We start from the raw sequence: 26,905 nt of genomic DNA, 5'->3' as shown, positions 1-26,905 counted from the left end.
TGTTATTACCCGGCGGTGACGACGATTAGCGGATGAACAGCTTCTGGATCAGTTTCTGAATCGATTTGCCGTAGGGCGGATAGATCAACTTCGCGGCGTTGAAGCGCTGTTTGATCAGTACGCCCTTGGCCTTGCTGAAAGTCAGGAAGCCTTCGTGGCCGTGGTAATGGCCCATGCCCGATGGGCCGATGCCGCCGAACGGCATGTCGTCCTGCGCCACGTGCAGCAGGGTGTCGTTCAGGCACACGCCGCCGGAGTGGGTTTCGTGCAGCACGCGGTTCTGTTCGCGTTTGTCGTAGCCGAAGTAGTAAAGCGCCAGAGGACGCGGGCGCTGATTGATGTAGGCAAACGCCTGATCCAGATCCTGATATGGCACGATCGGCAGCAACGGGCCGAAGATTTCGTCCTGCATCACGGTCATCTCGTCAGTGACATTGAGCAGCAGGCTGTGCGGCATGCGCCGGCCCTGGCCTTGTTCGAACAGCGGGATCAGCAGCGCGCCCTTGCTCGTGGCGTCGCTGACATAACCGTTGAGCCGGGCCAGTTGGCGTTCGTTGATGATCGCGGTGTAGTCCGGGTTGTCGGCGAGGGTCGGATAGAAATTGTTGACCACCTGACGATAGGCTTCGACGAACGCGCCGACGCGGTCTTGCGGCACCAGCACGTAATCGGGGGCGACGCAGGTCTGGCCGGCGTTCAGGGTCTTGCCGAAGGCGATGCGTTCGGCGGCGTCCTTGAGCGGCACGTCGCGAGAGACGATGGCCGGGGACTTGCCGCCCAGTTCGAGGGTCACCGGGGTCAGGTTTTCCGCCGCAGCGCGCATCACGTGTTTGCCGATGCTGGTGGCGCCGGTGAACAGCAGGTGATCAAAATGCAGGCGGGAGAACGCCACGCCGATGTCGGCCTCGCCCAGCACCACGCAGACCAGATCTTCGGGGAAAATCCGTCCCAGCAGGGTCTTGAGCAACTGGCCGGTGGCCGGGGTCGATTCGCTGAGCTTGAGCATCACCCGGTTGCCCGCCGCCAGCGCGCCGACCAGTGGGCCGATGGCCAGATACAACGGGTAGTTCCACGGGACGATGATGCCGACCACGCCAAGCGGCTGGTACACGACTTTCGCCGACGCTGGCTGAAAGGCCATGCCGACTTTGCGTCGCGACGACTTCATCCAGCCCTTGAGGTGGCGGCTGGCGTAATGGATGCCGTGCAGGCTGGGCATCAGTTCGGCGAGCAGGGTTTCATCGGCGCTGCGATGACTGAAATCTGCGCTGATGGCATTGACCAGCGCCTGCCGCTCATTACTGAGCAAGTCGCGCAACGCCTTGAGCCATTGCTGGCGCTGATCTGCCGGTGGCATCGGGTTGGCGGCATAGGCGGCGCGCTGTGCCGCGAACAGCCGATCCAGCTCTTCCAGGGGCTGTTGCAGCGTTTGCAGATAAGCAATGTCGGCAGTCATCGTCGGCTCCGGATTTATTGTAGTGATGACTTTCTAGAGTCTATGCTCTAGAAAGTCAAATGACTTCCCGACACAGCTTTGTTTTATCCAGTTCCGGTTAGGTCGTAAGATGCCCCTCACCGCACTCTGAATTAAAGCTCAAGCCATGGCCCCACGAATAAAAACCAGCGAGCGCATCGTGCAGAACAGCCTCGAACTGTTCAATCAGCAGGGCGAGCGCAGCATTAGCACCAATCACATCGCCGCCCACATGGAGATTTCTCCGGGCAATCTGTACTACCACTTCCCGAACAAGCAGGCGATCATCGCCGTGCTGTTCAGTGAGTACGAGACGCTTGTGGACAGCTTTCTGCGCCCGCCGCAGGGGCGTGCCGCCACCGTCGAAGACAAGCGCTATTACCTCAAGGAGCTGCTGTCGGCGATGTGGGGCTACCGCTTTCTGCATCGGGATCTTGAGCACCTGCTCGACAGCGACCCGGACCTGGCCGCGCGCTACCGGCGTTTCTCTCAGCGCTGCGTGATTCAGGGCATGGCGATCTACGAAGGCTTCGTCGCCGCCGGCATTCTCAAGATGGATCGGGTGCAGATCGAATCCCTGACGATCAATGCCTGGATCATCCTCACCTCGTGGGTGCGCTTTCTGTGCACCACCCGGGAAAACTCCAACCACCTCAGCGAGCAGGCCATCAAGCGTGGCGTGTATCAGGTGCTGGTGCTGGAAGCCGGATTCGTCACCGATCAGGCCCGTGAAGAGGTGAATGCCTTGTTCGACGAGTTCTACGTGCCGCTGGCCCAGGCCCTCGAGGAAGGGCGGTAACCCATTTCGAAGTCGCTCACAGGAGTCCGTTATGCCGATTGCGCAACTGCTCAGCCCGAATGCACTGGATGCCCGCAAGGAGCAGCCGGGGCTGGTGATTCTCGATTGTCGTTTTGCCCTCGAAGACCCGGACTACGGGCAGCGCAGCTATGCCGAAGGGCACATCGCCGGCGCCCGCTTCGCCGACCTTGAGCGCGACCTCAGTGGCAAGGTGATCAAAGGCGTGACCGGGCGTCACCCGCTGCCTGAGCCGGCGGCGCTGATCGAGCGTCTGCAGGCTTGGGGCATCAATGCCGACAGCGATGTGGTTTTGTACGACGACGGCCCCGGTGCCTATGCGGCTCGCGCCTGGTGGTTGCTGGCGTGGCTGGGCAAGCGCGATGGCGTGTTCATTCTCGACGGCGGGCTGAAGGCCTGGCACGCGGCGGGTCTGCCGCTGAGTCTGGACGCGCCGTCGGTCAGCCGGGGCAACTTCAGTGGTCAGCCGGACATGAAACTGCTGCTGAGTGCCGAGCAATTGCACAAGCGCCTCGGCCAGCCGTCCCTGACCCTGATCGACGCCCGGGCCTTGCCGCGCTTCAAGGGTGAAGTGGAGCCGATCGATCCGATTGCCGGGCACATTCCCGGCGCGCAATGCGCAGCGTTTACCGAAAACCTCGGCAGCGACGGACGCTTCCTGCCAGCAGAGCAGCTCAAGCAGCGCTTTGCTGCGAAACTCGGCGAGCGTTCGCCTTCGGAGCTGGTCGCCTATTGCGGCTCCGGGGTGACGGCGTGTCACAACCTGTTTGCGTTGTGCCTGGCGGGGTATCCGCTGGGTTCGCTGTATGCCGGGTCGTGGAGTGAGTGGATCAACGAGCCTTCCCGAGGCATCGCCACGGGCGAATAAAGTCACCAGCCCCCCAATGTGGGAGCGGGCTTGCTCGCGAAAGCGGTGTGTCAGTCAACCATGATGTCTGCTGAAACACCGCTTTCGCGAGCAAGCCCGCTCCCACAGGGGTTAATCGTCGCTGACAGGTTGTCGGGCACTGCGATACGCCGCCGGCCCCACGCCATACACCTGCTTGAACTGCCGGCTCAGATGACTCTGGTCGGCGAAGCCCAGTTGCATGGCGACTTCCACCGGCAGGCAACCGTGCTGCAATAAACCCCGGGCCGTGGCGATGCGCTGCTGCATCAGCCAGGTGTGTGGCGGCATGCCGGTGGCGCGGCGGAACACCCGGGCGAAGTGGAAGGGCGACAGGTTGACCGCAGCCGCCAGTTCTTCCAACGATGGCGGCGCAGCGAGTTGCGCATGCAGCAGCTCCTTGGCCATCACCACCGCGCGGTGTTCTTTTCCCGGTTTGCCGTTGATCTGCACCGCCGCATGCCGCTGCAACAGCAGCATCATCATCTCGCGCCATACCGTTTGCTGTTGCAGTGCGGTGGCCGGGCTTTCCAGCAAGCGATGCAACTGACAGAAACCGTTGACCAGATCCGGGTCGCGGTACAGCGTTGCGCCGAAGGCCGGCATCGGCGCGGTGGGCAGTTCCAGTTCTTCGAGCAGTGAAACGATCTTTCCGGTGTCGGGATAAAACGCCCGGTACAGCCAGCCGTCCTCGGTGCCCTTGTGCCCGGTGTGCAATTCGTCCGGGTTGATCAGCACCAGCGTGCCGCTGCCGGCCAGGTGTTCGGCACCGCGATAGCGATAACGCTGGGCACCGGCCATGATCATGCCGATCACATAGCCGTCGTGGACGTGCGGGGCGAAGCGATGCTCGATGTAGCGCGCCGACAGCAACTCGACCCCGGCCAGCGGTGCGGTTTGCCAGAAGCGGATCGACTCGCCCTGGTCGCTCATGACGTCACACGGGCCAACCATTGCGGGATGCGCCGTTCCAGGTAGTAACCGGGCTGGCGCAACGTGCCATCGACAAACCCGACATGCCCACCCTTGGCCTGCAGCTCGAACCGGGTGCTGGCGGACAGCTCTTCGGCCGTCGGCAAGCTGTGGGGGAACACGAACGGATCGTCAGCGGCCTGAATGATCAGGGTCGGGGTGCGGATTTCGCCGAGAAAGTAGCGACTCGACGCCCGGCGATAGTAATCCTCGGCATCGTTAAAGCCGTGCAGCGGCGCGGTGACCCGGCCATCGAAGTCCCAGAAGGTGCGCATGTTCTCCAGCGAGCCGAGCGCCGCCAGAGCCGCCAGGCCATCCTCGCGTCCGTCATGCTGGAACTGGCGTTGCTTGTTCTTGATGTAGGCGACCATCTCGCGCATGAAGTGCGCCTGATAAACCTTGGAAAATCCCTTGCCAATGCGGTCTGCACACTGATCAAGACGAAACGGCACCGACACCGCCACTGCACCGAGCACGCCGCTGTCGCTGCCGGTCTCGCCCAGATGCTTGAGCAACACATTGCCGCCGAGGGAATAACCGACCGCATACAGCGGCGCCAGCGGGCGCTTGGCGCGCAGGTGTCTGATGGCTTCGGCGAGGTCTTCGCTGGCGCCGGAGTGGTAACTGCGCGGCAGCAGGTTGGGTTCGCCGGAGCAACCGCGCCAGTTCAGCGCGACGCTGGCCCAGCCTTGCGCGGCGAGTGCTGCCTGAATCCCGGCGATGTAAGGCGAATTCGAAGAACCGGTCAGCCCATGCAACACCAGCACCAACGGCGCCTCGGCGCTGTGCGGGCCATGCCAGTCGAGGTCGAGGAAGTCGCCGTCATCCAGCCACAGGCGTTCCCGCTCGCGATCAAGGTGGACGGTTTTGCGCCACAGCGGCCCCCACAAGGTTTGCAGGTGCGGATTGCCGAGGCCGAAGGCGGGGGTGAAGCGTTCAGTTTCCAGAGGGCACACACCTTTTGTGGCGAGGGAGCTTGCTCCCGCTGGGGCGCGAAGCGGCCCTTTTTGGGGACTGCTGCGCAGTCCAGCGGGAGCAAGCTCCCTCGCCACAGGGTTGTTCAATACGTTCAGTTAACGGCCATACGTTGCCACAACGCGTAGTACACCCGCCCGGATTTCTGCTCGCGGTGCAGGCGCCAGTTGCCCGGCAGGCCCAGCGTCGAAGGCGCGGTCTCGCTTTCAGTGTAGATCCACGAATCCGGCGCCAGCCATTGGCGCTCTTCCAGCAGGGCGCAAACGGCCGGCAGCAGGTTCTGGTTGAACGGCGGATCGAGGAACACCAAGTCAAACGGCGTGGCGACCTGGGTTTCCAGATAACGCAGCGCATCGGCGGTCTGCACCTGACCATTGGTGCAGCGCAGGGTACCGAGGTGTTCTTTCAGGCTCGAAACAGCAACGTGGCTGGCATCCAGCGCCTGACCCATGGCCGCGCCACGCGACAGTGCTTCAAGAAACAGCGCGCCGCTGCCGGCGAACGGATCCAGCACCTTGGCCCCGGCCACATACGGTGCGAGCCAGTTGAACAGGGTCTCACGCACGCGATCCGGCGTCGGGCGCAGGCCCGGCGCATCGGGGAAGCTCAGTTTGCGGCTGCGCCATTCGCCGCCGATGATGCGCAGCTGGTTCACACCGTTGTGGACGTTCTGCGCAGGTTTTTTAGGACGAGTAGCCATTAATGCTCCGGAACCCCGAGCGGTTGCTCGGCAGGTTTATCAGATGGGGCCGGTAACGGCTTTTGCGGCACGGTCGGGCCAGCGCTGACGATGACCAGTTTGTCCGTGCTCAGGTGTTTGTTCATCGCGTCTTTGACTTGCTCGACAGTCAGGCTCTGGGACTGACGCATGAAGTCATCCAGATAGCTCAACGGCAGATTATAGAAGCCCATGGCGCCCAGTTGGCCGACGATATCGGCGTTGCTTGCGGTGGACAGCGGGAAGCTGCCGGCCAGTTCGCGTTTGGCGTCGTCGAGTTCTTTCTGGGTCGGGCCGGTCTTCAGATAATCGGCGAGCACGTCCTGCACCAGTTTCAGCGTGCCTTCGCTCATTTCCGCGCGAGTCTGCAGGTTGATCATGAACGGGCCGCGAGCCTGCATCGGGCTGAAACCCGAGTACACGCCGTAGGTCAGGCCACGCTTCTCGCGCACTTCGCTCATCAGGCGGGTACCGAAACCGCCGCCACCGAGGATCTGGTTACCCATCGACAGCGCCGCGTAATCCGGGTCGTCACGGTCGATGCCCAGCTGCGCGAGCAGCAGGTTGGTCTGCTTCGACGGGAACTCGATGTGATTGACGCTGGCTTTCGGTTCCTGCGGCTGGGCGATTTTCGCCAGCGCCGGGCCTTTGGGCAGGGCGCCGGAGACCTGATTGGCAATCGCCTCGGCTTCGGCGCGAGACAAGTCACCGACCAGCGCGATCACCACGTTGCCGGCCGCGTAGGCCTTGGCGTGGAATTCACGCAGTTGCGCCAGAGTGATCTTCGGCACGCTCTGCGCATTGCCGTCACTGGAGTGCGCGTATGGGTGATCGCCGTACAAACGCTTCATCAGCTCGAGGCTGGCGAGTTTGCCGGGGTTCTGTTTCTGGTATTCGAAACCGGCGAGCATCTGGTTCTTGATGCGCGCGAAGGAATCGGCCGGGAAGGTCGGTTTGCCCACCACTTCTGAGAACAGCTTCAGCGCCGGCTCGCGCTGGTCGGCGGCGCTCAGACTGCGCAGCGAAGCCAGCGCCATGTCCTTGTAGGCACCATTGCCGAAATCCGCACCGAGGCCTTCGAAGCCTTGGGCGATGGCGCCAACGTCCTTGCCGGCCACGCCTTCGTTGAGCATGGCGTTGGTCAGGACTGCCAGGCCCGGTGCATTGGCGTCCTGACTGCTGCCGGCGGCGAAGATCAGGCGCATGTCGAACATCGGCAGCTCATGGGCTTCGACGAACAGCACCTTGGCGCCTTCGGCGGTGTTCCAGGTCTGCACGTCGAGCTTGCGGCTGGCCGGGGCCTTGCCGTCGAGTTCGGCCAGCGATTGCAGCTTCTGGCTGGTCTTGGCGTTGTCCAGTGCTTCACTGGCGCCGGTTTTGACACCGGGCATCAGATAGAACGCGGCAGAGCCGATCACAGCGATGGCGATCAGGCCGAGCAACAGGCGCGGGGTTTTACGCTCACTCATGAGTCGTCTCCAGTGGCAGGACATGGGCGACGCTGAGACGTTCGCGGGTGAAATACAGCTTGGCGGCGTTCTGGATGTCTTGCGGGGTCACGCTTTCCAGATCGGCGAGTTCGGTGTCCATCAATTTCCATGACAGACCGACCGTTTCCAGTTGGCCGATGGCGGTGGCCTGGCTGGTGATCGAGTCACGTTCGAACACCAGACCGGCGATCACTTGCGCACGCACGCGCTCCAGTTCTTCGGCGGACGGTGCGGTGGTTTTCAGCTGTTCCAGCAGTTTCCACAGACCGGCTTCAGCTTGCGCCATGGTCTTGTTCTTCTGCGTGTTCGGCGTCGCCGACAGGGTGAACAGGCTGTCGCCACGGGTGTAGGCGTCGTAGCTCGACGAACCGCCGGAGACCAACTCTTCGCCGCGCTCCAGTTGCGTCGGGATGCGCCCGCTGTAGCCGCCGTCGAGCAGCGCCGAGATCAGGCGCAGGGCGTTGACCGAGCGCTTGTCTTCAGCGGTGGCGATGCTGGGCACGTTGAAACCGAGCATCAGGCTGGGAAGTTGGGTCTGCACATGCAGGGTGATCTGGCGCTCACCCGGCTCGGCCAGTTCCAGCGGTTTCTTCGCCGGTGGCACGTCGCGCTTGGCAATCGGCCCGAAATAGCGCTGGGCGAGGGTCTTCACTTCATCAGGAGTGACGTCGCCGACCACTACCAGCGTGGCGTTGTTCGGCACATACCAGGACTGATACCAGTGGCGCAGCTCCTCGACTTTCATCCGGTCCAGGTCCGCCATCCAGCCGATGGTCGGCGTGTGGTAGCCACTGGCCGGGTAAGCCATAGCCTTGTAACGCTCGTAAGCCTTGGACATCGGCTTGTCGTCGGTGCGCAGGCGACGCTCTTCCTTGATGACTTCGATTTCCTTGGCGAACTCGTCAGCCGGCAGGCGCAGATTGGCCATGCGGTCGGCTTCCAGTTCAAACGCTACCCCCAGACGGTCGCGGGCCAGCACCTGGTAATACGCGGTGAAATCGTCGCTGGTGAAGGCGTTTTCTTCGGCGCCCAGGTCGCGCAGGATCAGCGAAGCTTCGCCGGGGCCGACTTTCTCGCTGCCCTTGAACATCATGTGCTCAAGCGCGTGGGACAGGCCGGTCTGGCCCGGGGTTTCGTAGCTGGAGCCGACCTTGTACCAGACCTGCGACACCACCACCGGCGCGCGATGGTCTTCGCGCACGACGACCTTCAGGCCATTGTCGAGGGTGAATTCGTGGGTCGGTTGCGGGTCGGCCGCCAGGGCCGAAAGGGGCAGGCAGACTGTGCTGAGCAGCAGGCCTGCAGCGCGGCGGGCTAGAGCATTCATTCGTTTTTTAACCTGTTGGGCTGCCCGCTTGGTCTTAGCGTCGGCGGGCGAGAGGGTGCTAGGATACTGATCCGTTTTACCGGCGACCACGCCTATCAGGTTTTCAGGCCTGATGCGGTTGTATAGGTTGGCGGCAGAAAGCTGCGGTTTATCGACTAGACTTCGCTTTTTCGCCGATTTTGCCGGTTTAGTCCTTCGTTAATACGAATCTTTGGGGTGCCGCTGGCGCCTCGACAAAATGTTGCGCGTGAACAAGCTGGATGAAACACAGTCTGTTCTGCATCGAATATTTATTTGCCGGGGCGCCCTTATGGCGCGTCGCTACCGTGAGATAGCCGTCCTCCATGTTTGGTTCCAACGACGACAAGAAGACCCCAGCTGCGGCTGGCGAGAAGAAAAGCCTGTTCGGATGGCTGCGTAAGAAACCGCAGGAACCCGTCGTCGAACAGCCGCCCGCGATTCCTGAACCGGCTCCGACGCCAGCGCCTTCTATAGAAGAAGAGCTGGCGCCGATCGTGCTGCCGATTGCCGAGCCGGTGCTGCAACCGGTCGAGCCCGAGCCAGAACCTGAAACCCCGGTAGCGGCCGAGCTGCCACTGACTCCGGCGGCCGAGCCGTGGCTGACCTTGCCGGTGGCGGAAGAGCCGGTGGCCTTGGTCGAAGAGGCTGCGCCGCATGTGACGCCGCCGATTCCTGCACCTGCCGCGTTCGTCCCTGAAGTCGTCGCTCCGGCGCCAGTGGTTGAGCCGGTTGTCGAGCCTGCGCCGGTTGTTCCCAAGCCAGAGGCCCCGGTGGTCGTCGCCCCTGTTGCGCCGGTCGTGCAGCAGCCCGAGCCTGCACCTGCACCTGCACCTGCACCTGTCGTCGCTGCTCCGGTGGTGCCGGTAGAAGTGGTTGCTGAAACGCCAGTCGAAGCCCCGCGCAGCGAAGAAACCAAAGTCGGCTTCTTCGCCCGCCTCAAGCAAGGCCTGTCGAAAACCAGCGCCAGCATCGGCGAGGGCATGGCCAGCCTGTTTCTCGGCCGTAAAACCATCGATGACGACCTGCTCGATGAGCTGGAAACCCGACTGCTGACCGCCGATGTCGGTGTCGAAGCCACTACGCAGATCATCCAGCGCCTGACCCAGAAGGTCGCCCGCAAAGAATTGGCCGACGCCGACGCGCTGTACAAGTCGTTGCAGGCCGAACTGGCGGCGATGCTCAAGCCGGTCGAGCAGCCGCTGAAAATTGCCTCCCAGAACAAGCCGTTCGTGATTCTGGTGGTCGGCGTCAATGGCGCTGGCAAGACCACCACCATCGGCAAACTGGCGAAGAAGCTGCAACTGGAAGGCAAGAAAGTCATGCTCGCCGCCGGTGACACCTTCCGCGCCGCTGCCGTTGAGCAGCTGCAGGTCTGGGGCGAGCGCAACAAGATCCCGGTGATCGCCCAGCACACCGGCGCCGACTCTGCTTCGGTGATCTTCGACGCCGTGCAGGCCGCCAAGGCCCGTGGCATCGACGTGTTGATCGCCGACACCGCCGGTCGTCTGCACACCAAAGACAACCTGATGGAAGAGCTGAAGAAAGTTCGCCGGGTGATCGGCAAGCTCGACGCCGACGCACCGCACGAAGTGCTGCTGGTACTTGATGCCGGCACCGGTCAGAACGCGATCAACCAGGCCAAGCAATTCAACCAGACCGTCGAACTGACTGGCCTGGCGCTGACCAAGCTGGACGGTACCGCCAAGGGCGGGGTGATTTTCGCCCTGGCCAAGCAGTTTGGCCTGCCGATCCGCTACATCGGTGTCGGTGAAGGCATCGACGATCTGCGTACCTTTGAAGCCGAACCCTTTGTCCAGGCACTGTTTGCAGAGCGGGAGCGTTCATGATTCGTTTCGAACAGGTCGGTAAACGCTACCCGAACGGTCACGTCGGCTTGCATGAGCTGAGCTTTCGAGTCCGTCGTGGCGAGTTTCTGTTTGTCACCGGTCACTCCGGTGCCGGTAAGTCCACGCTGTTGCGCCTGTTGCTGGCGATGGAGCGTCCGACCAGCGGCAAACTGCTGCTGGCCGGGCAGGACCTGAGCACCATCAGCAACGCGCAGATTCCGTTCCTGCGTCGGCAGATCGGCGTGGTGTTCCAGAATCACCAGTTGCTGTTCGATCGCACTGTGTTCAACAACGTCGCGCTGCCGCTGCAGATTCTCGGCTTGTCCAAGGCCGAGATCGCCAAGCGCGTCGATTCGGCGCTGGAGCGCGTGGCGCTGTCGGATAAAACCGATCTGTACCCGGGCGATCTGTCCACCGGTCAGCAACAGCGCGTCGGCATCGCCCGCGCCATCGTCCACCGTCCAGCCCTGCTGCTGGCGGACGAACCGACCGGTAACCTCGACCCGCGTCTGGCGGCCGAGATCATGGGCGTGTTCGAAGACATCAACCGGCTGGGCACCAGCGTGCTGATCGCCAGTCACGACCTGGCCCTGATTGCGCGTATGCGGCACCGCATGCTGACCCTGCAACGCGGCCGATTGATCGGCGACGGGGAGGCCGGCTTATGAGTGCGACACGCAGTCCGAAGGTTTCCGAGCGCGTGGCCCCGAAAGCCGCCGACCCGCAACCGCCAAAGAAGAAAAAACACGACGATGACGACGGCCCGGACTTTTCCACGCTGTTGCGTTCGTGGATCGAAAGTCACCGTGCCAGCCTGCTCGACAGCCTGCGGCGCCTCGGCAAGCAGCCGATCGGCAGCTTCTTCACCTGCATGGTGATGGCTGTGGCGCTGAGCCTGCCGATGGGCTTGTCACTGCTGATCAACAACGTCGAGCGTCTCGGCGGTTCGTGGCAGCGTGCGGCGCAGATTTCGCTGTACCTGCAGCTGGATGCCACGCCCGCGCAGGGTGAATCGTTACGCGAGCAGATCAAAGGCATGCCCGGCGTCGCTGATGCCGAATATGTCGGTCGTGATCAGGCGCTGGAAGAGTTTCAGCAGCAGTCCGGTCTGGGCGAAGCCCTGCGCGAGCTGCCGGAGAACCCGCTGCCGGGCGTGGTGCTGGTGACCCCGAACGAGGTCGACAAGCCGACTCTGGAAGCATTAAGACAAAAACTTTCCGAGCTGCCGAAGGTACAACAGGCGCAACTTGATCTAGTCTGGGTCGAGCGTCTGGCCGCCATCCTCAAGCTCGGTGACCGTTTTGTCTTCGGTCTGACGGTGCTTTTGGTTTCTGCATTACTTTTGGTGATAGGCAATACCATTCGTCTTCATATTGAAAACCGCCGCACAGAGATAGAAGTGATTAAACTCGTCGGCGGCACTGACAGTTATGTGCGTCGCCCCTTCCTTTATATGGGCGCGTTGTATGGCTTCGGTGCGGGGGTTCTGTCCTGGGGTGTGCTGGCGTTCGGCCTGAACTGGCTGAACGACGCGGTGGTTGGACTGGCCGGCTTGTACGGCAGTGATTTCGCGCTGGCCGGAGTGCCAGTTGCCGACGGTCTGTCGCTCTTGCTTGGCGCGGTGCTGTTGGGTTATATCGGTGCATGGATTGCAGTCGCACGTCATCTCAGGGAGCTGGCGCCGAAGTAGAATCTTTTTTGCGCGTGATTGACCTTGCGGTTTTTTGGGAACTTGTACTTGAATTCCCGGTCAATTTTTCGCAGTGCCGAGAGGCACGAGTATGTAAGTGGGAGGTTTTTTCGCATGACCAATTCTTTGCAACCTGCGTACGCGTTGGTTCCGGGTGCGAACCTGGAAGCCTATGTGCACACCGTCAACAGCATTCCATTGCTGACGCCGGAGCAGGAGCGTGAACTGGCCGAGAGTCTCTACTATGAGCAGGATTTGGGGGCGGCTCGGCAGATGGTGCTCGCCCACCTGCGATTTGTCGTACACATTGCCCGTAGCTATTCCGGCTACGGTCTGGCTCAGGCTGACCTGATCCAGGAAGGCAACGTCGGTCTGATGAAGGCGGTAAAACGCTTCAACCCGGAAATGGGTGTGCGTCTGGTGTCGTTCGCCGTGCACTGGATCAAGGCGGAAATTCACGAGTTCATCCTGCGCAACTGGCGCATTGTGAAGGTCGCGACCACCAAGGCGCAGCGCAAGCTGTTCTTCAACCTGCGCAGCCAGAAGAAACGTCTGGCGTGGCTGAACAACGAGGAAGTCCACCGTGTGGCGGAGAGCCTTGGCGTCGAACCACGTGAAGTGCGCGAGATGGAAAGTCGTCTGACCGGTCATGACATGGCCTTCGACCCGGCTGCTGAAGCCGATGACGACAGTGCTTTCCAGTCGCCGGCCAACTACCTGGAAGACCACCGGTACGACCCGGCGCGTCAACTGGAAGATGCCGACTGGAGCGACAACTCCAACCACAACCTGCACGAAGCGCTGGAAGTGCTGGACGAACGTAGCCGCGACATCCTCTACCAGCGCTGGCTGGCAGAAGAGAAAGCCACGCTGCACGACCTGGCGCAGAAGTACAACGTATCGGCCGAGCGGATCCGTCAGCTCGAGAAGAGCGCGATGAACAAGCTCAAATTGTCGATCGCCGCATAACCGGCGCTCAGGCAAACAAAAACGCCCCGATCAGCGATGATCGGGGCGTTTTTATTTCTGTTTCAACACAAATCCCTGTGGGAGCGGGCTTGCTCGCGAAGGCGTCGTGTCAGTCACCGACAATGCTGGCTGACCCACCGCCTTCGCGAGCAAGCCCGCTCCCACAGTGATTGATGGTGTCTGAATGATTGAATGTGGTTATTCGGCCCAAGGCGCCCGACGCGAATCATCAAGCCCTAGCAGATAGCTGGTCCCGCCCAACTGACTCATCTGCTGGCGAATCCACCCGGCCCGGCGCGATACATAAGCCGTCGGATGGCTGGCGCTCCACACGCGCGGGTTAGGCAGCACCGCCGCCAGATAACTCGCCTGCTGCCGCGACAGTGACTTGGCGCTCACACCAAAGTGATGACGTGCTGCGGCTTCGGCACCAAACACCCCGTCATCCCACTCGACGCTGTTCAGGTAAACCTCAAGAATCCGCTGCTTGGGCCACAACACCTCGATCAGTGCGGTAAACCATGCTTCCAGGCCTTTGCGCAGATAGCTGCGACCGGACCACAGAAACAGGTTCTTCGACACTTGTTGGCTCAAGGTGCTGGCACCGCGAATCGAACCGCCGAGTTCGTTGTGGGCCAGCGCAGCCTGAATCGCGCCGAAGTCAAAACCCCAGTGCTCGGGAAACTTCTGATCTTCGCCGGCCATGACCGCGACCTTGAGGTCGTCGGAAATCTCGTCCCACGGTTTCCAGGTGCGCTGCAGGTCAATCGGCTCGCCGTCGACCCAGGATTCGATCTTGCGCTCGACCATCAGCGCCGTGCCCGGCGGTGGCACGAAGCGAAACAGCAACACCAGCAATACACTGCCGCCCGCGAACCAGAGCAGGGCCTTCGTGAGACGACGCAAAAGTGAACGCAGCATAGAGATGGCTTGGCCGAACCGATAGAGCGGGCCATTATACAGACCCTGCCGAACGAGTCTGACTGGAGTTCCACATGCTGCGTGGCTTTCTGATGCTGGCCGCTTTCTTTGGTTTTACCGGTGTGGGCCTTGGCGCCTTCGCCGCTCATGGCCTGAAGAGCCGCCTGACCCCCGAGTATCTGGCGATTTTCCACACCGGCGTGACCTATCAACTGGTGCACACCCTGGCGCTGTTCGGCGTTGCGCTGCTGGCCACGCAGATTCAGGGACGATTGGTGGCCTGGGCTGGTATCTCGTTCGCCGTCGGCATCCTGTTGTTCTCGGGCAGTCTGTATGTGCTGACCACCACCGGCATCAGCAAGCTCGGCATCATCACTCCGTTCGGCGGTCTGGCGTTTCTGGTTGGCTGGCTGTGTCTTGGACTTGCCGCCTGGCGCCTGCAGTAAACCGCTTGACGCTTGGTGCTGACCTTTAGGTCATGATCGGGCTAGAATGCCACCCCCTAAAAATGATGGCGGCCAGGCGCATGCGCATTCAGTTGAACGGCGAATCCCTTGAACTGCCCGACGGTGAAACCGTTGCGGCCCTGATTGCCCGTATGGACCTGACCGGTCGCCGGGTGGCAGTCGAACTCAATCTGGATATCGTCCCGCGCAGCCAGCATGCCGACACCATCCTGAACGACGGCGACAACGTCGAAGTGGTGCACGCCATCGGCGGCGGCTGATCGCCGGCCCGCAAGGGCACAGAATTCTGCAAGACCCTCACCCCTAAAGAGGATTCCCCATGAGCATCGTTCGCAGCGACAAGCCTTTTGTTCTGGCCGGTCGTACTTACCAGTCGCGTTTGCTGGTCGGTACCGGCAAGTACCGTGACATGGAAGAAACCCGTCAGGCCATCGAAGCCTCGGGTGCCGAGATCGTCACCTTCGCCGTGCGCCGTACCAACCTCGGCCAGATCGAAGGCGAGCCGAACCTGCTCGAAGTGCTGTCGCCGGATCGCTACACCTTCCTGCCGAACACCGCCGGTTGCTACGACGCTATCGAGGCCGTGCGCACCTGCCGCCTGGCCCGTGAGCTGCTCGATGGTCACAACCTGGTGAAGCTGGAAGTGCTGGCCGACCAGAAAACCCTGTTCCCCAACGTGATCGAAACCCTCAAGGCCGCCGAAACGCTGGTCAAGGAAGGCTTCGACGTGATGGTTTACACCAGTGATGACCCGATCATCGCTCGCCAACTGGCGGAAATCGGCTGCATCGCGGTCATGCCGCTGGCCGGTCTGATCGGTTCCGGACTGGGGATCTGCAACCCGTACAACCTGCAGATCATCCTCGAAGAAGCCAAGATTCCGGTGCTGGTGGATGCTGGTGTCGGTACCGCCTCCGACGCCACCATCGCCATGGAACTGGGCTGTGACGCGGTGCTGATGAACTCGGCCATCGCCCATGCTCAGCAACCGGTGATGATGGCCCAAGCCATGCAACACGCGATCGTCGCAGGCCGCTTGGCCTACCTCGCCGGCCGCATGCCGAAAAAACTCTATGCCAGCGCCTCTTCGCCGCTGGATGGTCTGATCAAGTAAGAGCCATTGATGACTGAATCGAACGACACGCCTCTCCAGACGGAAGAGGGCGACGAGCGCCAACACCGCCGCATCAAGAGCTTCGTGATGCGCGCCGGGCGCATGACCGAAGGCCAGCAACGGGGTCTGGACCAGGGCGCGCCGCTGTACGTGCTGCCGCTGGCCGACGCGCCGGTGGATTACGATCAGGTGTTCGGCCGCTCGGCGCCGCGCTCGCTGGAGATCGGCTTCGGCATGGGTCACTCGCTGCTGGAAATGGCTGCGGCGGCACCGGATCAGGACTTCATCGGTGTGGAAGTGCACCGTCCGGGTGTCGGCGCGCTGCTCAACGGCGTGCTGACTCAGGGCCTGACCAACCTGCGGGTCTACGATTGCGACGCGATTGAAGTGCTCAACCGCTGCATCGCCGACAACAGCCTTGATCGCCTGATGCTGTTCTTCCCGGATCCATGGCACAAGAGCCGTCACCACAAGCGTCGTATCGTTCAGGCGTCCTTCGCCGAACTGGTGCGCAGTAAGCTGAAGGTTGGCGGCATCCTGCACATGGCCACCGACTGGGAGCCGTACGCCGAGTACATGCTGGAAGTGATGAACGTCGCCCCGGGCTACCGCAACCTCGCCGAAGACGGCAAATGCGTACCACGCCCGGCTGAACGGCCGATCACCAAGTTCGAACGCCGCGGCGAACGTCTTGGGCATGGCGTGTGGGATCTGAAGTTCGAGAAAATCTCCTGAGCATCACGCAAAACCCAATGTGGGAGCGGGCTTGCTCGCGAAAGCGGTGATTCATTCAACGTTGATGTTGACTGATACGACGCCTTCGCGAGCAAGCCCGCTCCCACAGTTGTTTTGTGTGCTCAGCAATTACACGGTGGAGAGAAAGCGCGCCGGCACCTGTTCTGTCAGCCAAACGCCGTTTTCGGCCTGATAGAACTTCAAACCCTGTTCTTCCATCTGCCGTGCGGCGACTTTCAGAATCACCACGGTGCCATAGCGCTGCCCGACGGCCGAAGCGGTGTCGATGTCTTGGGAAAGGTGCACGTGATGGCGTGATCCCGGGATCAGGCCTTGTTCTTTGATTGACTCAAGAAAGCGCGTCGCTGTGCCGTGATACAGCGTTTGCGGTGGCTGTTTCTGCTCGAACTGCAAATCCACGCTTTTCGTTGAGTGGCCCTGAACCGCACGAATCAGTTGGCCGTCCTCGGAAATCGAGAAGCGCTTCTTGTCGCTACTTGTCACGACCGCTTCAATCAGTTCGCGATCCAGTTTGCGACCGTCACGCGCAGCACCGTTGATCAGTTCTTCGATATTTGCCCAGCCTTCAGAGTCCAGCGTCAGACCGATCGCCTGAGGTTCGTGGCGCAATACGAAGCTGAGAAATTTGCTTGTCTCGTCCAAAATTTTTTTGCTCATGAACTTCCCTGTCATTGCGATCAACTGTGGGAGCGGGCTTGCTCGCGAAAGCGGTGAATCATTCAACGTTGATGTTGACTGATACGACGCCTTCGCGAGCAAGCCCGCTCCCACAGTTGTTTTTGGTGATGGCTGAAAGTCAGCGGCGGTCAGCGACTACGCCGATAAGCACCAGCACCACCAGCAGCACCGGTGCCAGGCTGTAGTTGTTGAACTGGCTCAGGCCCTTGACCACCCACGGCGTGGCGTAGATCAGCGCGGCGCCGCTGCCGATTACGCACAGCAGGGCCATCAGCGGTACGCGCAAGGCGCCGGCGATGCTACCCAGGCGTTGTTCGACCCAGCCTTTGAAGTCGGCGCCGAACAGCACCAGCAGGCAGCCCACCAGCGCCAGGGCGATTTCCGAGAGGTTGCTGCGGCTCCAGCGGGACACGGTGGCGAGCAGATCAAGTATCAAATCCATGCGGTTTTCCTTGGGGCGGCCGTTAGGGCTCAGCTCAGAAATTTCTGCAGCAAGTCGTTGAGAAACAGTTGTCCGCGCTCGGTGGCCGCCAGACGTGACGGTTCGACCTGCATCAGGCCACTTTGTTCGGCCTCGCGGCGGTGTTCGGCGAGACTTTCCAGCGGCAGGCCGGTGCGTTCGGGATACAGGCGTGATTCCACCCCGGCAGTCAGCCGCAGGGCGTTCATCAGGAACTCGAACGGCATCTCGTCATTGCTCAGGGCTTTCTCGCCGGCCTGGAAACTCTTGGCTGGGTTGAGATAGTCCTTCGGCAGGCGTGTCTTCCAGGTGCGGACGATGCGCCCGTCCGGATGACTGAGCTTGCCGTGGGCGCCAGCACCGATGCCGATGAAGTCGCCGAAACTCCAGTAATTGAGGTTGTGCCGCGCCGGCCGCCCGGGCTGGGCATAGGCCGAGACTTCGTATTGCGCGTAACCGTGCGCGGCGAGCAGCGCTTGCCCGGCTTCTTGAATGTCCCACAGCGTGTCGTCTTCCGGCAGCACCGGCGGCTGGTTCCAGAACACCGTGTTCGGCTCCAGTGTCAGCTGATACCAGGAGATGTGCGTCGGTTTCAGTTCGATGGCCTGACGCAGGTCGCTCAAGGCATCGTCCAGCGACTGATCGGGCAGGCCGTGCATCAAGTCGAGGTTGAAGTTGTCGAACCCGGCCTGGCGCGCCATTCCCGCCGCGCGCACCGCTTCGTCGCCGTTATGGATGCGCCCGAGGGCTTCGAGTTTCTGCTGCTGGAAGCTCTGGATGCCGATCGACAGGCGATTGATCCCGAGCTTGCGATACGCAACGAACTTCTCTTGCTCGAAGGTGCCGGGATTGGCTTCCAGGGTGATCTCGATGTCGTGCGCAAACGGGATGCGCTGCTCGACACCTTTGAGCAGGCGTCCGAGCGCTTCGGCGCTGAACAGGCTCGGCGTACCGCCACCGAAGAAGATCGAACTGATTTCACGGCCATACACCGCGTGCAGGTCCTGATCGAGATCGGCCAGCAACGCGTCGACGTATTCCTCTTCCGGCAGCACCGGGCTGGCGGTGTGCGAGTTGAAATCGCAATACGGACATTTGCGCACACACCACGGAATGTGGATGTACAGCGCCAGAGGCGGTAGCGTAGGCAGCGGCGCCCGAGGCGAAGAGGCGGCGCCGCCGATGATCAGCGACGACGCGGGGTGGCTGTGGGTCATTTCAGGCCCAGACGCTGGCGCAGCAGATCCATTGCACGGGCGCGGTGGCTGATCTGGTTCTTGTCGGCCGGGCTCAGTTCGGCGCTGGACACGTCTCGCTCCGGCACCCAGAACAGCGGGTCGTAGCCGAAACCGTGCTCGCCGCTGGCGGCGGTCAGGATGCGCCCGTGCCACAGGCCTTCGCAGAGAATCGGCAGCGGATCATCGGCATGCCGCACCAGTGCCAGCACGCAGACGAACTGCGCGCCGCGCTCGGCTTGCGGCACGTCTTTGAGGGCCTCGAGCAGTTTGGCGTTGTTCGCCGCATCGCCCTTGCCGTCGGCATAGCGCGCCGAGTAGATGCCCGGTGCACCGCCGAGGAAATCCACCGCCAGACCCGAGTCGTCGGCCAGCGCCGGCAGGCCGGAGATGCGCGCGGCATTGCGCGCCTTGAGGATCGCGTTCTCGACGAACGACAGACCGGTTTCCTCCGGTTCGACCTTGCTCCATTCGCCGATCGAGCGCAGTTGCACCGAGTCGCCGAGCATGGCCTGGAGTTCCTTGAGTTTGCCGGCGTTATGGCTGGCCAGTACGAGTTGCGTGAGGTTCATCATTCGCCGGGAAAGAGTTCTTGGTTGAAGTTGATGGTGTTGATCTTGTCACCGTTCTGCACCTTGATTTCAAAGGTGCGGGTTTCCTGCTGCTCCACCGGGTACTGGGCGATGTAGTAGATCGCGCCCTGTTCGGTGACCTGGCGGAAGTTCAGCGGCACGCTCTGGCTGGTCAGGTCTTTGACCGTGCCGGTGACGTTGGCGATCAGCGGTTTGCCGTCCTTGATCACCGAGACATTGATCACGCCCTGGTTCTTGCTGCGGATCAGCTCGGCTGCTTTGGCGATGTCGGGTGTCAGGAAGGTCGAGTTGAAAGTGTTGTAGTGCACGGTAACGTCGCCGAACACTTCCTTGCGTTCGCCCTTGATGGCATCGGCGGCCACCGCCGACAGACTCAGGCAGGCGGCCAATAGCACAGTAATCAAGCGACCCATGATCGTTCTCCTCGAAATGTCGTGGTTCAGACCGCGACCCGATGATCTGCAAGCACCGGGCTGCTGACGCGGTAGATACCAATCTCACCTAACAGATTAGGCCATAGCTTACTGGCCCACCCGTGGCGGTGCTGTTGATCCACGGCAAGCCGATCAATGACCTTCGCGTCACGTTCGCGACAAAGTTCTTCAAAGTCTTCGAAGGTGCAGAAGTGAATGTTCGGCGTGTTGTACCAGGTGTACGGCAGAAACTCCGACACCGGCATCCGGCCCTTGCTCGCCAGGTACCAGCGGCAGCGCCAGTGACCGAAGTTGGGGAAGGTGATGATGCACTGGCGACCGACCCGCAGCATCTCGTCGAGGATCTTGTCCGGGTAGTGCACGGCTTGCAGGGCCTGGGTCATGACGACGATGTCGAAACTGTTGCTGGCGAAGTTGCCCAGCCCCTTGTCCAGGTCCTGCTCGATGACGTTGATGCCCTTGGCCACGCACTCGGCGATGTTGTCGGCGTCGTTTTCCAGGCCATAACCGGTGACGTTCTTGTTGTCGCGCAGCCAGGTCAGCAGTTCGCCGTCGCCGCAACCGAGGTCGAGCACGCGGCTGCCGGCGGGGATCCATTCCTGGATGATTTCCAGATCAGCTCTCATGGCTTGTTCACACCGTAATTCGGTTCATGTAATTGCCGAACGCCTGCAGATAGCGCGGGATCGGAATCAGGAAGGCGTCGTGGCCCTGGGGTGCATCGATTTCCAGATAGCTGACGTCTTTGCGTGCCGCCATCAGCGCGTCCACCAGCTCCCGCGAGCGGGCCGGGGAGAAGCGCCAGTCGGTGGTGAACGACATCACACAGAACTTGGCGGTGGCGTTCTCGAAGGTTTTCGCCAGGTTATCGTCGAAGTTGGCCGCCGGATCGAAGTAGTCCAGGGCTTTGGTCATCAACAGATAAGTGTTGGCATCGAAACGCCCGGAGAATTCTTCACCCTGATAGCGCAGGTAGCTTTCGACCTGGAACTCGACGCTGTGGAAGTCGTAGTTGAGCTTTTCGCTCTTCAGGCCGCGGCCGAATTTCTCGCCCATCGAGTCGTCGGACAGGTAGGTGATGTGTCCGACCATCCGCGCCAGCATCAGCCCGCGCTTGGGGATCACCCCTTGTTCCTGGAACGAACCACCGTGGAACTCCGGGTCGGTAAGGATCGCCTGGCGCGCCACTTCGTTGAAGGCGATATTCTGCGCCGACAGCTTGGGGGCCGAGGCGATGGCCAGGCAGTGGCGCACGCGCTCCGGGTAGGTGATGGTCCATTGCAACGCCTGCATGCCGCCGAGGCTGCCGCCGATCACGGCGGCGAACTGGCGGATGCCGAGCCGATCGGCCAGACGCGCCTGACTGTGCACCCAGTCTTCGACGGTGAGCACCGGGAAATCTGCGCCGAATGGCTTGCCGGTCTCCGGGTTGATACTGCTCGGGCCGGTGGAGCCGTTGCAGCCGCCCAGATTGTTCAGGCTGACCACGAAGAACTTATTGGTGTCGATCGGTTTGCCGGGGCCGATGCAGCTGTCCCACCAACCGGGCTTGCGGTCGTCGGGGCTGTGATAGCCGGCAGCGTGATGATGACCAGACAAGGCGTGGCAGATCAGCACGGCGTTGCTCGCCTGTGCGTTCAGCGTGCCGTAGGTTTCGTAGATCAGGTCGTAGGCGGGCAGCGAACGGCCACAGGCCAGAGCCAGAGGTTCACTGAAGTGCGCCGTTTGCGGCGTCACCAGACCAACAGAATCGGGGGGAAAGGCAGCTGGCATCGACCCTGCTCTCGTTGAAATGAGGCGTAAGTCTAAAGACCGGGGGGGTTAGCGGCAAGCGGCCCTCACCCTAGCCCTCTCCCAGAGGTAGAGGGGACCGACCGATGTGTTCTTTTGAGCTACACCGACCTGATCTATCCGGGCTGAACTCAGTTTCTGAAAACACCCTGGATCGGCTCCCTCTCCAGGGGGAGAGGGCTGGGGTGAGGGGTACAGACGCCGCAAAACTCAAGACAAGCGCCCAAACAACCCTGGCAACTCCGGCAGCTTCTTCGGCGAACAGATCTTCACCCGTTTCTGCCGGTTCAACTCGCCGCTGAGCAAGTTGACCTGGCTCTTGGAAACCCCAAACGCCTTGGCCAGAAAGCCCATCAGATACGCATTGGCCTTGCCCTCGACCGGCGGCGCGGTGAGGCGGATCTTCAGGCGGTCACCGTGCAGCCCGGCGAAATCATCGCTGCGGGCTGCCGGTTGCAGGTGACATTCGAGGATCAGATCGTCCCCGTCCCAGCGGAACCAGCTCACATCAGCAAGCGCAGGATTTCCGGCATCATCGTCATCGCCGCGAGGTTGTTGATCACCAGCATGTCGATCAGCTTCAGCGCCAGGAAGGCGAAAATCGGCGACAGGTCCAGACCGCCGAGGTTCGGCAGAATCTTGCGGAACGGTGCCAGCGCCGGCTCGCAGATCTGGTTCACCAGTTCAGCGCCCGGGTTGTGGCTGCCCGGGGCGACCCACGACAGGATCACGCTGATGATCAGGGCGAAGAAGAAAATCTTCAGGAACAGCGCGGTGACGCCGATGATCGACCAGATGAACAGTTGCAGCGGGTTGCCGGTGGTGCCGTAGGTCAGCAGCAGGGTCAGGGCCATCAGGGCCAGTTGCACCAGAATCGCCAGCACCAGCGAAGACATGTCGAGGCCGAAGATGCTCGGGATGATCCGGCGCAGTGGCTTGAGCAGTGGCTGGGTAGCCTTGACCACGAACTGGCACAGCGGGTTGTAGAAGTTTGCGCGCACCAGTTGCAGGACGAAGCGCAACAGCACGATCAGCAGGTACAGACTGCCGAGGGTTTGCAGCACGTAAACCGCTGCGGTGTTCAATCCAATCATGTAAGGCTCCTTATTTGCCCAGTTGTTCGGCCATTTCGGCCGAGCGGTGCGCGGCGGTGCCGAGTGCTTTTTCTACCAGGGCTTCGAAGCCGTTAGCCTGGAATGATTTGATCGCGGCCTCTGTGGTGCCATTTGGCGAGGTCACGCGGCGGCGCAGCTCGGCAGCGTCGACATCGCTGGATACCGCCATGTGCGCGGCGCCCAGAGCCGTTTGCAGGGTCAGTTGCTCGGCGATTTCCTTTGGCAGGCCGAGTTTGACGCCAGCGGCGGTCATCGCTTCGATCAGCAGGAAGAAGTACGCCGGGCCGGAACCGGAGACGGCGGTCACCGCATCGAGTTGCTGCTCTTCGTCCAGCCACAGCGCGATACCCACGGCGGACAGCAGCTCTTCAGCCTGCTGACGCTGTTCGGCGGTCACTTCGCTGGTGGCGTACAGGCCGCTGACGCCCTGGCGCAGCAGTGCCGGGGTGTTCGGCATGCAGCGCACGATCGGCTGCTCGCCGAGCCATGCGGTCATGCTCGCGCAAGTGATGCCGGCGGCGATCGACACCACCAGTTGCTGCGGTTTCAGACTTGGGCGGATGGCTTCGCACACGGCTTTCATCGCCTGTGGCTTGACCGCCAGTACGATCACGTCGACGCCGTCGATGGCCTGGGCGTTATCGGCGAAGGTTTCGATGCCGTGTTCGGCGCTGACGCGTTGGCGGGTCTCTTCGCCCGGATCGCTGGCGCGGATGTGGCTGGCTTGCAGACCCTTGGCCCGCAGGCCGCCGATCAGGCTGGCGGCCATGTTGCCGGCACCGATAAAGGCAATGCGTGTGTTGCTCATGTCAGGTCCTTTTTCAGATGGCTGTCGGTCATTGCTGACCGTAATCTCTGGCGCCAAACAGGGCGGTACCGATCCGCACCCAGGTGGCGCCTTGGGCGATGGCCGACTCGAGGTCGTGGCTCATACCCATGGAAAGTGTGTCGAGCGGCAGATTCAGGCTGGCCTGCAAACGTTGCACGGCAGCAAAAGCGGCATCTTGTTCGGCGCGATCTTCGGTCGGCTCGGGAATCGCCATCAGCCCGCGCAGTTTCAGCCGGGGCAGGGCGCTGATGGCTTCGGCCAGCGCCGGCAGGTCGGCCGGGGTGCAGCCGGACTTGCTGGCTTCACCACTGACGTTGACCTGAATGCATATGTTCAGCGGCGGCAGCTCGGTCGGGCGCTGCTCGGACAGGCGTTGGGCGATTTTCAGGCGATCCACGGAGTGCACCCAGTCGAAATGCTCGGCGATGGCGCGAGTCTTGTTCGATTGAATGGGGCCGATGAAGTGCCAGATCAAGGGCAGGTCGGCCAGTTCGAGCTGTTTGCCCAAGGCTTCCTGCAGATAATTCTCACCGAAGTCACGCAGGCCGGCGGCATGGGCTTCACGCAGGTCTTGTGCGGGTTTGGTCTTGCTGACCGCCAGCAACTGCACGCTGTTTTCACTGCGCCCGGCCGCTGCGGTGGCAGCCTGGATGCGCGAACTAACCAGTTGGATGTTGTCTGCTATCGTGGACATCAAGAGGCGCCGGCGGTCTGAAGGTTCGCGGCATTCTACTGGAATTGAGGGACGCTATGGATATCACTGAACTGCTGGCGTTCAGCGCCAAACAGGGCGCTTCCGACCTGCACCTGTCGGCCGGTCTGCCGCCGATGATCCGCGTCGATGGCGATGTGCGGCGGATCAATCTGCCGGCGCTGGATCACAAGCAAGTGCACGAATTGATCTACGACATCATGAACGACACCCAGCGGGTCGACTTCGAGAAACACCTCGAAACGGATTTCTCGTTCGAAGTCCCCGGCGTGGCGCGCTTTCGGGTCAACGCGTTCAACCAGAACCGGGGCGCCGGCGCGGTGTTCCGCACCATTCCCTCGAAAGTGCTGAGCATGGAAGACCTCGGCATGGGCGATGTCTTTCGCAAGATCACCGATGCGCCGCGCGGGCTGGTGCTGGTGACCGGGCCGACCGGGTCCGGCAAATCCACCACGTTGGCGGCGATGATCGATTACCTCAACACCCATCGTCACCACCACATCCTCACCATCGAAGACCCGATCGAGTTCGTCCACGAATCGCGCAAATGCCTGATCAATCAGCGCGAAGTCCATCGCGATACCCGCAGCTTCGCCACGGCGCTGCGCTCGGCACTGCGCGAAGACCCGGACGTGATTCTGGTTGGCGAGATGCGCGACCTGGAAACCATTCGCCTCGCACTGACTGCCGCTGAGACCGGGCATCTGGTGTTCGGCACGCTGCACACGACGTCCGCCGCCAAGACCATCGACCGTGTTGTCGATGTGTTCCCCGGGGACGAGAAGTCCATGGTCCGCTCGATGCTTTCGGAGTCGTTGCTGGCCGTGGTGTCGCAGACGCTGATCAAGAAGATCGGCGGCGGGCGGGTCGCGGCCCACGAGATCATGCTGGGAACGTCGGCGATCCGGAACCTGATCCGCGAGGACAAGGTGGCGCAAATGTATTCGGCGATTCAGACCGGAGGGTCGTTGGGGATGCAGACACTCGACATGTGCCTGAAGGAGCTGGTGACCAAGGGCTTGATCAGCCGCGAGCATGCGCGGGAAAAGGCGCGTACGCCGGATAATTTTTAAGAGAGGCTTGTGTTGCTTTCACTGGCCTCTTCGCGAGCAAGCCCGCTCCCACATTCGAATGCATTCCAATGTGGGAGCGGGCTTGCTCGCGAAGGGGTCAGTACTGCTTGAGCAGATTCCGGATCAGTCGACTCAGCGCTGAACCACGCGCATCTGTTTGCCAGCCGGTTCTTTCGGCAGCACACGCTTGGCAACCACGTAATGCTGTTCCCAGTACGGCTTGTTCAGCGTATCGATGCTCACCGCTTTGCCACGGCGTGGTGCGTGGATGAAGCGGTCGTTGCCCAGGTAGATGGCAACGTGGTTGACCCGACGGCTCTTGATGTTGAAGAAAATCAGGTCGCCCGGCTTCAGATCCTTGCGTTCGACTTTTTCGCCATGCCCGCTGGCCATCGCGTTGGAGGTGCGTGGCAGGTCGAACGTGGCGTCGTTGAACGCATATTTCACCAGCCCGCTGCAGTCGAAGCCTTTACTTGGGCTGCTGCCGCCCCAACGGTAGGGAGTACCGAGGACGTTCACCGCACGGCTCAGGACGTTGCTGCTTTCCTTGTTGGCCATCGGTGGCACCAGCTTGCCGTGATTCTTGCTGGCGAGCGTGGTGTGTTTCGTTTGTTTGCTGCTCTTGCTCGAAGGAGCCGAAGCATGGGATTTAGGGGTGAAACCGTTAACGTTGGGAAGACGTTGCTCACGATTGGTGGCGTGGGCGGCCAGTGGCATTAATAGGCAAATAGTTAGCCATGTCTTGAAAAATGGTCGCATTAGGCGTGGCTCTTATGTGTTAGCGCGCAACTTTATAACAGCTTTTTTGTCCCTTCCGAGGCCGTTGGTCGATTCCATCGGAGGGCAACGGAACCAAACAAGCGGCAAACGGACGCAATTGTCGGACAGAAGTCCGGTGCTATAAGGCTTTGACGGACGACACGGTAACATTTGCCGTACGTCGGCTACATGTAAAAAAGTCACAAAGAATTAAAGAAAATTTATCTATCGAGTGAATCGAGGTCTTCATGAACCGCTATCAGCAGGTTGCTGCACCGCAGGATACGCACAGCAAAATCATCGGGTATCTGCTGTGGATTTTTGGTTTCACCGGCGCTCACCGCTTCTATTACGGCAAGCCGGTGACCGGGACGATCTGGTTCTTCACCTTCGGTCTGCTGGGCATTGGCTGGCTGATCGACGTGTTCCTGATCCCGGCAATGGATCGCGAGGCGGATCTGCGTTTCACCGCAGGGCCGATCGAATATAACGTGGCGTGGATTCTGCTGACGTTCCTGGGCGTTTTCGGCGTGCACCGGATGTACCAGGGCAAGTGGATCAGCGGGTTGCTGTATCTGCTGACCGGCGGGTTGTTCTTTATTGGTGTGCTGTATGACTTCTGGACACTGAATGATCAGGTCTCGGTGCGTAACGCGCAGAATCGCGGCGCTTTTCAGTAACCTGTGGCGAGGGGATTTATCCCCGATGGGGCGCGTAGCGGCCCTAAAACATTCAACCGCGGAGGAACTGAATCACCGCGGTTGTAGATTGAGGGCTGCTGC

The 26,905-nt window shown here is 61.4% G+C and carries 31 protein-coding genes; 12 read left to right on the top strand and 19 right to left on the bottom strand.

The window, feature by feature from the left end; translation table 11 throughout:
- Positions 1 to 25: 25 nt before the first annotated feature.
- Positions 26 to 1,456, bottom strand: a complete 1,431-nt coding sequence (locus tag E3Z29_RS00445) for a coniferyl aldehyde dehydrogenase (RefSeq protein ID WP_134784885.1) — start codon at positions 1,454 to 1,456, stop codon at positions 26 to 28.
- 145 nt (positions 1,457 to 1,601) lie between these two features.
- On the opposite strand from E3Z29_RS00445, the gene E3Z29_RS00440 reads away from it, so the two are divergent.
- Together E3Z29_RS00440 and E3Z29_RS00435 are read left to right on the top strand one after the other, a co-directional pair.
- On the top strand, positions 1,602 to 2,273 hold the full coding sequence (locus tag E3Z29_RS00440; protein WP_027610562.1) for a TetR/AcrR family transcriptional regulator: 672 nt from the start codon (positions 1,602 to 1,604) through the stop codon (positions 2,271 to 2,273).
- Positions 2,274 to 2,304: 31 nt separating this feature from the next.
- Positions 2,305 to 3,159: a sulfurtransferase gene (locus tag E3Z29_RS00435; protein ID WP_134784884.1), complete on the top strand. Its 855-nt coding sequence runs from the start codon at positions 2,305 to 2,307 to the stop codon at positions 3,157 to 3,159.
- A 111-nt stretch (positions 3,160 to 3,270) separates the two neighbouring features.
- On the opposite strand, the gene E3Z29_RS00425 is transcribed toward E3Z29_RS00435, so the two are convergent.
- The 5 genes from E3Z29_RS00425 to E3Z29_RS00400 form a co-directional block, all read right to left on the bottom strand.
- The gene (locus E3Z29_RS00425) at positions 3,271 to 4,110 is read right to left on the bottom strand and encodes an AraC family transcriptional regulator (protein WP_134787529.1); all 840 of its coding nucleotides are present in this window, start codon (positions 4,108 to 4,110) and stop codon (positions 3,271 to 3,273) included.
- Positions 4,107 to 5,105 (bottom strand): hydrolase, encoded by a 999-nt coding sequence (locus tag E3Z29_RS00420; RefSeq protein ID WP_134784883.1) that lies wholly within the window; start codon positions 5,103 to 5,105, stop codon positions 4,107 to 4,109. Before E3Z29_RS00420 ends, E3Z29_RS00425 begins: the two co-directional genes overlap by 4 nt.
- Positions 5,106 to 5,218: 113 nt before the next feature.
- Complete coding sequence (gene rsmD / locus E3Z29_RS00410) at positions 5,219 to 5,824, bottom strand: 16S rRNA (guanine(966)-N(2))-methyltransferase RsmD (protein ID WP_134784882.1); 606 nt, start codon at positions 5,822 to 5,824, stop codon at positions 5,219 to 5,221.
- Entirely contained in the window at positions 5,824 to 7,311 is a 1,488-nt protein-coding gene (locus E3Z29_RS00405; protein WP_134784881.1) for a pitrilysin family protein, read from the bottom strand. The genes rsmD and E3Z29_RS00405 overlap by 1 nt, the downstream gene beginning before the upstream one ends.
- Positions 7,304 to 8,659, bottom strand: a complete 1,356-nt coding sequence (locus tag E3Z29_RS00400; RefSeq protein ID WP_098966083.1) for a pitrilysin family protein — start codon at positions 8,657 to 8,659, stop codon at positions 7,304 to 7,306. The genes E3Z29_RS00405 and E3Z29_RS00400 overlap by 8 nt, the downstream gene beginning before the upstream one ends.
- 344 nt (positions 8,660 to 9,003) lie before the next feature.
- Here E3Z29_RS00400 and ftsY point away from each other — a divergent pair, with 344 nt between their 5' ends.
- The 4 genes from ftsY (at position 9,004) to rpoH (ending at position 13,186) form a co-directional block, all read left to right on the top strand.
- On the top strand, positions 9,004 to 10,527 hold the full coding sequence (gene ftsY, locus E3Z29_RS00395) for a signal recognition particle-docking protein FtsY (protein WP_134784880.1): 1,524 nt from the start codon (positions 9,004 to 9,006) through the stop codon (positions 10,525 to 10,527).
- Positions 10,524 to 11,195, top strand: a complete 672-nt coding sequence (gene ftsE / locus E3Z29_RS00390) for a cell division ATP-binding protein FtsE (protein WP_134784879.1) — start codon at positions 10,524 to 10,526, stop codon at positions 11,193 to 11,195. Before ftsY ends, ftsE begins: the two co-directional genes overlap by 4 nt.
- Entirely contained in the window at positions 11,192 to 12,217 is a 1,026-nt protein-coding gene (gene ftsX, locus E3Z29_RS00385; protein ID WP_007964135.1) for a permease-like cell division protein FtsX, read from the top strand. The genes ftsE and ftsX overlap by 4 nt, the downstream gene beginning before the upstream one ends.
- Positions 12,218 to 12,331: 114 nt before the next feature.
- A complete protein-coding gene (rpoH, locus tag E3Z29_RS00380) occupies positions 12,332 to 13,186 on the top strand; it encodes an RNA polymerase sigma factor RpoH (RefSeq protein ID WP_003229146.1) in 855 nt (284 codons plus the stop codon).
- A 198-nt stretch (positions 13,187 to 13,384) separates the two neighbouring features.
- On the opposite strand, the gene mtgA is transcribed toward rpoH, so the two are convergent.
- A complete protein-coding gene (mtgA, locus tag E3Z29_RS00375; RefSeq protein ID WP_134784878.1) occupies positions 13,385 to 14,107 on the bottom strand; it encodes a monofunctional biosynthetic peptidoglycan transglycosylase in 723 nt (240 codons plus the stop codon).
- 74 nt (positions 14,108 to 14,181) lie between these two features.
- Between mtgA and E3Z29_RS00370 the strand changes: the two genes are divergently transcribed.
- From E3Z29_RS00370 to trmB, 4 genes are all read left to right on the top strand, one after another.
- Positions 14,182 to 14,553: a DUF423 domain-containing protein gene (locus E3Z29_RS00370; protein WP_134784877.1), complete on the top strand. Its 372-nt coding sequence runs from the start codon at positions 14,182 to 14,184 to the stop codon at positions 14,551 to 14,553.
- 80 nt (positions 14,554 to 14,633) lie between these two features.
- On the top strand, positions 14,634 to 14,834 hold the full coding sequence (thiS, locus tag E3Z29_RS00365; protein WP_167734067.1) for a sulfur carrier protein ThiS: 201 nt from the start codon (positions 14,634 to 14,636) through the stop codon (positions 14,832 to 14,834).
- A 59-nt stretch (positions 14,835 to 14,893) separates the two neighbouring features.
- Positions 14,894 to 15,688 (top strand): thiazole synthase, encoded by a 795-nt coding sequence (locus E3Z29_RS00360; RefSeq protein ID WP_007964131.1) that lies wholly within the window; start codon positions 14,894 to 14,896, stop codon positions 15,686 to 15,688.
- A 9-nt stretch (positions 15,689 to 15,697) separates the two neighbouring features.
- Positions 15,698 to 16,423 (top strand): tRNA (guanosine(46)-N7)-methyltransferase TrmB, encoded by a 726-nt coding sequence (gene trmB / locus E3Z29_RS00355; RefSeq protein WP_003229138.1) that lies wholly within the window; start codon positions 15,698 to 15,700, stop codon positions 16,421 to 16,423.
- 129 nt (positions 16,424 to 16,552) lie between these two features.
- Here trmB and E3Z29_RS00350 read toward each other — a convergent pair whose 3' ends face one another.
- From E3Z29_RS00350 to E3Z29_RS00300, 11 genes are all read right to left on the bottom strand, one after another.
- Positions 16,553 to 17,101 carry an RNA 2'-phosphotransferase gene (locus E3Z29_RS00350; protein WP_134784876.1) on the bottom strand — a complete coding sequence of 183 codons (549 nt, stop codon included), beginning with the start codon at positions 17,099 to 17,101 and terminating at the stop codon, positions 16,553 to 16,555.
- Positions 17,102 to 17,240: 139 nt separating this feature from the next.
- Positions 17,241 to 17,564: a DUF3392 domain-containing protein gene (locus tag E3Z29_RS00345; protein ID WP_003229134.1), complete on the bottom strand. Its 324-nt coding sequence runs from the start codon at positions 17,562 to 17,564 to the stop codon at positions 17,241 to 17,243.
- Positions 17,565 to 17,593: 29 nt separating this feature from the next.
- Complete coding sequence (gene hemW, locus E3Z29_RS00340; RefSeq protein WP_134784875.1) at positions 17,594 to 18,799, bottom strand: radical SAM family heme chaperone HemW; 1,206 nt, start codon at positions 18,797 to 18,799, stop codon at positions 17,594 to 17,596.
- Positions 18,796 to 19,392 (bottom strand): RdgB/HAM1 family non-canonical purine NTP pyrophosphatase, encoded by a 597-nt coding sequence (rdgB, locus tag E3Z29_RS00335; protein WP_134784874.1) that lies wholly within the window; start codon positions 19,390 to 19,392, stop codon positions 18,796 to 18,798. The genes hemW and rdgB overlap by 4 nt, the downstream gene beginning before the upstream one ends.
- Positions 19,389 to 19,823 carry a DUF4426 domain-containing protein gene (locus E3Z29_RS00330; RefSeq protein WP_027610575.1) on the bottom strand — a complete coding sequence of 145 codons (435 nt, stop codon included), beginning with the start codon at positions 19,821 to 19,823 and terminating at the stop codon, positions 19,389 to 19,391. Before E3Z29_RS00330 ends, rdgB begins: the two co-directional genes overlap by 4 nt.
- 26 nt (positions 19,824 to 19,849) lie before the next feature.
- Positions 19,850 to 20,470: a methionine biosynthesis protein MetW gene (gene metW / locus E3Z29_RS00325; RefSeq protein ID WP_003229126.1), complete on the bottom strand. Its 621-nt coding sequence runs from the start codon at positions 20,468 to 20,470 to the stop codon at positions 19,850 to 19,852.
- A 7-nt stretch (positions 20,471 to 20,477) separates the two neighbouring features.
- Positions 20,478 to 21,617 (bottom strand): homoserine O-acetyltransferase, encoded by a 1,140-nt coding sequence (locus tag E3Z29_RS00320; RefSeq protein ID WP_134784873.1) that lies wholly within the window; start codon positions 21,615 to 21,617, stop codon positions 20,478 to 20,480.
- Positions 21,618 to 21,845: 228 nt separating this feature from the next.
- A complete protein-coding gene (locus E3Z29_RS00315) occupies positions 21,846 to 22,142 on the bottom strand; it encodes a DUF167 domain-containing protein (RefSeq protein ID WP_134784872.1) in 297 nt (98 codons plus the stop codon).
- Positions 22,139 to 22,729, bottom strand: a complete 591-nt coding sequence (locus E3Z29_RS00310) for a YggT family protein (protein WP_027610578.1) — start codon at positions 22,727 to 22,729, stop codon at positions 22,139 to 22,141. The genes E3Z29_RS00315 and E3Z29_RS00310 overlap by 4 nt, the downstream gene beginning before the upstream one ends.
- Positions 22,730 to 22,739: 10 nt before the next feature.
- A complete protein-coding gene (gene proC, locus E3Z29_RS00305; protein ID WP_098966067.1) occupies positions 22,740 to 23,558 on the bottom strand; it encodes a pyrroline-5-carboxylate reductase in 819 nt (272 codons plus the stop codon).
- Between the two features lie 28 nt (positions 23,559 to 23,586).
- The gene (locus tag E3Z29_RS00300; RefSeq protein ID WP_134784871.1) at positions 23,587 to 24,273 is read right to left on the bottom strand and encodes a YggS family pyridoxal phosphate-dependent enzyme; all 687 of its coding nucleotides are present in this window, start codon (positions 24,271 to 24,273) and stop codon (positions 23,587 to 23,589) included.
- A gap of 56 nt (positions 24,274 to 24,329) precedes the next feature.
- Here E3Z29_RS00300 and E3Z29_RS00295 point away from each other — a divergent pair, with 56 nt between their 5' ends.
- A complete protein-coding gene (locus tag E3Z29_RS00295; protein ID WP_003229114.1) occupies positions 24,330 to 25,364 on the top strand; it encodes a type IV pilus twitching motility protein PilT in 1,035 nt (344 codons plus the stop codon).
- Between the two features lie 132 nt (positions 25,365 to 25,496).
- Here E3Z29_RS00295 and E3Z29_RS00285 read toward each other — a convergent pair whose 3' ends face one another.
- Positions 25,497 to 26,123 (bottom strand): C40 family peptidase, encoded by a 627-nt coding sequence (locus tag E3Z29_RS00285; protein ID WP_003229112.1) that lies wholly within the window; start codon positions 26,121 to 26,123, stop codon positions 25,497 to 25,499.
- A 248-nt stretch (positions 26,124 to 26,371) separates the two neighbouring features.
- On the opposite strand from E3Z29_RS00285, the gene E3Z29_RS00280 reads away from it, so the two are divergent.
- On the top strand, positions 26,372 to 26,803 hold the full coding sequence (locus E3Z29_RS00280) for a TM2 domain-containing protein (RefSeq protein WP_007964113.1): 432 nt from the start codon (positions 26,372 to 26,374) through the stop codon (positions 26,801 to 26,803).
- Positions 26,804 to 26,905 lie beyond the last annotated feature (102 nt).

This window comes from Pseudomonas sp. S150 (genome assembly GCF_004526365.1).
Lineage (GTDB): Bacteria > Pseudomonadota > Gammaproteobacteria > Pseudomonadales > Pseudomonadaceae > Aquipseudomonas > Aquipseudomonas putida_A.
Note: the sequence above shows the minus strand (reverse complement) of the source record. Positions and strands in the feature narration are given on the sequence as shown.